Origin of the sequence: Microbacterium sp. (genome assembly GCF_046295495.1) — a bacterium.
Classification (GTDB): Bacteria; Actinomycetota; Actinomycetes; order Actinomycetales; family Microbacteriaceae; genus Microbacterium.
In genome coordinates this window covers 1-5,574 of record NZ_JBKBNC010000074.1, presented here as the reverse complement: position 1 = coordinate 5,574, position 5,574 = coordinate 1, and the positions used below count along the sequence as shown (strand labels likewise).

The 5,574-nt window shown below is 71.0% G+C and carries 3 protein-coding genes; 2 read left to right on the top strand and 1 reads right to left on the bottom strand.

Annotation, left to right across the window (positions count from 1 at the left end; genetic code table 11):
- Positions 1-226: 226 nt before the first annotated feature.
- On the top strand, positions 227-1,699 hold the full coding sequence (locus ACK4LS_RS14475) for an NAD-dependent succinate-semialdehyde dehydrogenase (protein WP_409718729.1): 1,473 nt from the start codon (positions 227-229) through the stop codon (positions 1,697-1,699).
- Between the two features lie 362 nt (positions 1,700-2,061).
- Here ACK4LS_RS14475 and ACK4LS_RS14470 read toward each other — a convergent pair whose 3' ends face one another.
- On the bottom strand, positions 2,062-3,501 hold the full coding sequence (locus ACK4LS_RS14470) for a helix-turn-helix domain-containing protein (RefSeq protein WP_409718726.1): 1,440 nt from the start codon (positions 3,499-3,501) through the stop codon (positions 2,062-2,064).
- Between the two features lie 119 nt (positions 3,502-3,620).
- Between ACK4LS_RS14470 and ACK4LS_RS14465 the strand changes: the two genes are divergently transcribed.
- Positions 3,621-5,504 (top strand): phosphoenolpyruvate carboxykinase (GTP), encoded by a 1,884-nt coding sequence (locus ACK4LS_RS14465; RefSeq protein WP_409718723.1) that lies wholly within the window; start codon positions 3,621-3,623, stop codon positions 5,502-5,504.
- Positions 5,505-5,574: the final 70 nt, after the last annotated feature.

Below are 5,574 nucleotides of genomic sequence, written 5' to 3'. Positions count from 1 at the left end.
CGCCCCCGCCCGCGCCCGCGCCCGCGCACGGGGGCGCCGTCGCCGGATCGGCGCCCGCGCGCGCCGCGTTTATGCCTGAGGGCGGCGAGGCGGCGACGGCACGCAATCGCGCAGGCCCCCGCCGCGGCGGCCACCGCGGAACACCGTTTGTACACGACGTATATCGGCACCGCTTCCGGTGCTGAGAAGAATGGGCGGGGAACCCCGCACCGATCCAGGAGGACACATGACCGATCCGCGCGAGAGCGAGCTGCTGGCATCCGTACCCACCGGTCTGCTGATCAACGGGGAGTGGCGCGCGGCCGAGGGCGGCAAGACCGTCGCCGTGAACGACCCCGCCACGGGCGACGTCATCCGTGAGATCGCCGACGCCTCCGTCGCCGACGGCGTCGCCGCGATGGATGCCGCCGCCGAGGCGTTCCCGTCATGGGCGGCGACCCCCGCCCGCGAGCGCGCCGAGATCCTCCGCCGCGCCTTCGACCTGCTGCAGGAGCGCAAGGAAGACGTCGCGCTGCTGATGACCCTCGAGATGGGCAAACCGCTCGCCGAGGCGCGCGGCGAGGTCGGATACGGCGGGGAGTTCCTGCGCTGGTTCAGCGAGGTCACCGCCCACACCCAGGGCCGCTACGGCGCGAATCCCGAGGGAACCGGCCGCATGGTCGTCACGCAGCACCCGGTCGGCCCCTGCTACCTCATCACCCCGTGGAACTTCCCGCTCGCGATGGCCACCCGCAAGATCGCCCCCGCGCTCGCCGCCGGGTGCACGGTCGTCATCAAGCCCGCGACCCTCACCCCCCTGACCACTCTGTTCTTCGCCCAGATCCTGCAGGATGCCGGCCTGCCGGCGGGCGTGGTCAACGTCGTCACGACGACGAGCACCGGCCCCGTGTCGGAGCGCATCATCTCCGACCCGCGCCTGCGCAAGCTGTCGTTCACCGGTTCCACCCCCGTCGGGGTGAAGCTGCTGCAGCAGGCTGCTCCCGGGGTCCTACGCACCTCGATGGAGCTCGGCGGCAACGCCCCCTTCGTGGTCTTCGACGACGCCGACATGGACAAGGCCGTCGAGGGAGCGATGCTCGCGAAGTTCCGCAACATCGGCCAGGCGTGCACCGCGGCCAACCGCTTCATCGTGCAGCGCTCGGTCGTCGAGGAGTTCACCCGCCGCGTCACCGAGCGCGTGCAGGGCATGAGGATCGGCCGCGGCACCGAGGAGGGCGTGCAGATCGGACCCCTCATCGACGACCGCGCCGTCGACAAGGCCAAGACGCTCGTGGGGGATGCCGTCGAGCGCGGCGCCACGGTCACCACCGGCGGATCTCCCGTCGACGGCCCCGGCACGTTCTTCGAGCCGACCGTCGTGTCGGACGTGCAGCCGGGCAGCGACATCCTGCGCGAGGAGATCTTCGGACCCGTGCTCGCCATCGTCCCCTTCGACGACGAGGACGACGCGGTCCGCCTCGCCAACGACACCGAGTACGGCCTCGTCTCGTACGTCTTCACCGAGTCGCTCGCGCGCGGACAACGCATGATCGACCGCCTCGAGACCGGGATGATGGGCCTCAACGTCGGCGTCGTCTCCAACGCCGCGGCCCCCTTCGGCGGCTGGAAGCAGTCGGGCCTCGGCCGCGAGGGCGGCGACGAGGGCATCCACGAGTACCTGCAGACGAAGTACACGCTCACGGCGAACCCCTACGCCTGAGACAGCGGATGCCACGACCCCCGACGCCCCGCGAGGGCCCGGGGGTCGTGGCATCCGTCGTTCTCCCCGCCATCCCGCGACACAACACAGGAGATGCTGTCCTCGGGCGGCCCATCCGGCGTCCTGCAAGCCCTCGGCGGTCGAAAATCCTGCGTTGTGTCGGCTGACGTTGACGGATGCCGCGGCCCGGAGTTGCTCGGCGCGGCCGGAGCCGCGCCGAGCACGCGGCGCGCCGTCCGCGACACAACGCAGGAGATCCTGTCCTCCGGTGGCCCATCTGGCCCGTGGGTGCCCTCGTCGAGCAGAATTCCTGCGTTGTGTCGACAGAGGGGACGGATGTGGGACTCCCCGGAGGCCCCGCGTCAGTCGCCCGCGTGCCGGTCCAGGAACGCGAAGACCTCCGCGTCGTCGACGCCGGGGAACATGCCGCGGGGCAGCGGCGAGAACATGTGCCGGTGCACGCGTGCACTCGGCCACGCCTTGCCCTGCCAGCGCTGTGCGGCCTCGGTGTCGGGGCGGCGGCAGCACGACTCGTCGGGGCAGTGCGAGACGCCGCGCTTGGGCGTCTCGCGCCCGCGGAACCACCGGGCGTCGTCGAAGGGCACGCCGACGGTGATGGAGAAGTCCCCGTCGCTCGTGGTGCCCGTCTGCGTCGAGCACCAGAAGGTGCCGGCGGGGGTGTCGGTGTACTGGTAGTGCTCCGTGGTGCGGTTGTGCTCGGCGAACGCGGAGCGCGCCGAGAACTTGCGGCAGACCACCTGGCCCTCGACCGAACCGGTGACGTCGGTCGGCAGGGGCAGCCCGTCGTTCTCGTACACGCGCGAGATCGCGCCGTCGCCGTCCACCCGCAGGAAGTGCAGACGGATGCCGAGGTGCGTCGTCATGAGGTTGGTCATGCGCATCGCGGCGGCCTCGTGCGTCACTCCGAAGGCGTCGCGGAAGTCCTCGACGGCCAGGTTGCGGTCCTTCTTCGCCTGGGCGAGGAAGGCGACGGCGCCCGTCTCGGGCATGAGGCAGCACGCGGCGTAGTAGTTGATCTCGAGCCGCTGCTGCAGGAAGTCGGCGTAGTCGGTCGGCGGGCGGTGACCGAGCAGGCGGTGCGCCATCGCCTGCAGCGCCATCGAGCGCAGGCCGTGGCCGCCCGGGATCGACGCGGGGGGCAGGTAGATGCGCCCGTTCTCGAGGTCGGTGACCGAGCGGGCGGAATGCGGCAGGTCGCTGACGTAGATGAGCTCGAAGCCGAGCTGCTCGGCCATGATGCTCACCGTGCGGTGGGTCAGTGCGCCCGTCGAGTGCCCGGCCGCCCTGAGCTGCTTCTCGGCGAGGCGCTCGATGTCGGGCAGGTGGTTCGCCGTCTCGCGCATGCGCAGGCGCAGTTCGGTGTTGGCGCGACGGGCCTCCTCCGGGCTCGCGATCGTCTCGCGCTCTCGGCGCTGCAGCTCGCGATGCAGGCCGAGCACGGCCTCGATCGTGTCGTCGCTGGTGCCCTTGGTCACCTTGACCGGGGGGATGCCGAGCTGACGGAAGAACGGACTGGTCTGCGCCCGCTCGAGCTCGATCTCCAGAGCCGCCCGCCGGTTCGGGGGCTCGCGCGAGAGGAGCTCGGTGACCTCGGTCTCGGTCGCGCGGGCGATCTCCTGCAGGAGGGAGAGCTTGGGCTCGCGCTTGCCGTTCTCGATGAGGCTCAGCTGGCTCCCGGCGACGCCGACGAGCGCCCCCAGCTCGTCGAGCGTGAAGCCCCGCGCGAGACGGTGGTGGCGGATGCGGTGACCCAGGGTGGTCAGCTCGAACGACGAGGCCATTCCTTGACCATATCGAAAGAAAAGAGATTCTTACAGCAAAAACCGACGATAAGAACCGCGTGACAGCGGCCACCATGGGGGAAGACCACCGAATTCGCTCTCAATCGAGGAGAACGACAATGGCACTCGCCGACATCTCCAGCTCCGCCTCGCGCACCGCAGCGCCCGCCGCCCCCGCTGTCCGCCCCGGCTACGGCGCCCGCCCCGCCGTCGACGGCCCGGGTCTCGCCGCCCTCACCGCCTGGGTCGACCAGGTCGCCGCCCTCACCCAGCCCGACCGCATCCACTGGGTCGACGGTTCGGCCGCCGAGAACGACGCGCTGCTGCGCGAGATGGTCGATGAGGGCACGCTCATCAAGCTCAACCCCGCGTGGCGCCCGGGGTCGTACCTGGCCCGTTCGCACCCCGGCGACGTCGCCCGCCTGGAGTCGCGCACCTTCATCGCCTCGGAGCGCGAGGAGGATGCCGGCCCCACCAACAACTGGATCGCTCCGGACGAGATCCGCGCGACGTTGGACGGCGTCTTCGCCGGGTCGATGCGCGGGCGCACGATGTACGTCGTGCCGTTCTCCATGGGAGCGGTCGGCGGCCCCCTCAGCCACATCGGCGTGCAGATCACCGACAGCGCCTACGCCGTGGCATCCATCGGCGTCATGACCCGCGTCGGCACGGCGGTCACCGAGCTCATCGCCGCGGGCGCCCCCTGGGTCAAGACCGTGCATTCGGTGGGCGCGCCGCTCGAGCCGGGTCAGGAGGACGTGGCGTGGCCGTGCAACGACGAGAAGTACATCGTGCACTTCCCCGACACCCTGGAGGTCTGGTCGTTCGGCTCGGGCTACGGCGGCAACGCGATCCTGGCCAAGAAGTGCTTCGCGCTGCGCATCGCCTCGGTCATCGGCCGTGACGAGGGCTGGCTGGCCGAGCACATGCTGCTCATCCGCGTGATCGATCCGAAGGGCAAGGCGTACCACGTGGCGGCCGCCTTCCCCTCGGCGTGCGGCAAGACCAACCTCGCGATGCTGCGCCCGACGATCCCCGGTTGGCGCGTGGAGACCCTCGGCGACGACATCACGTGGATCCGCCCCGGTGACGACGGACGCCTGTGGGCCATCAACCCCGAAGCCGGCTTCTTCGGCGTCGCACCCGGTACGGGGGAGTCGACCAACGTCACCGCGATCGAGACGCTCTGGGGGAACACGATCTTCACCAACGTCGCGCTGCGCCCCGACGGCGACGTGTGGTGGGAGGGGCTGACCGACGAGGCGCCTCCTCACCTCACCGACTGGGAGGGCAAGCCCTGGACGCCGGCGTCGGGCCGCCCCGCCGCGCACCCCAACTCCCGCTTCACGGTGGGCGCCGCGCAGTGCCCGCAGATCGCCGAGGACTGGGAGGCGCCCGAGGGCGTGCCGCTCGACGTCATCCTGTTCGGCGGTCGCCGCGCCACCAACGTGCCGCTCGTGGTCGAGGCCACCGACTGGTCGCACGGCGTCTTCCTCGGCTCGACCGTGTCGAGCGAGAAGACCGCGGCGCAGGAGGGGACGGTCGGCGAGCTTCGCCGCGACCCCTTCGCGATGCTGCCCTTCTGCGGCTACAACATGGGCGACTACTTCGGCCACTGGCTGAAGGTCGGTCAGAAGCTCCGTTTCGACCGCGCGCCCCGCATCTTCCAGGTCAACTGGTTCCGCAAGGGCGACGACGGCCGCTTCCTCTGGCCCGGCTTCGGCGACAACGCGCGCGTGATCGACTGGATCATCCGTCGCGTCGACGGTCAGGTGGATGCCGTGGACAGCCCGATCGGACGCCTGCCGAAGGCCGACGACCTCGACCTGTCGGGCCTGGACCTCCCCGCGGCCGACCTCGACGAGCTCTTCGCGATCGACCGGGATTCGTGGTTGGCCGAGGCCGACCTCACCGAGGAGTTCTACGACACCTTCGGCTCGCACCTGCCGGCCGCCCTGCGCGCCGAGCTCGCGGCCCTGCGCTACCGGCTGCAGCGCAGCTGAGCCGAGCGGTTCGCGCGCCGCGGCGCCGGAGCGCCGGGCGCAGCGCCCGGCATGCCGCGCGGCGGCGAGC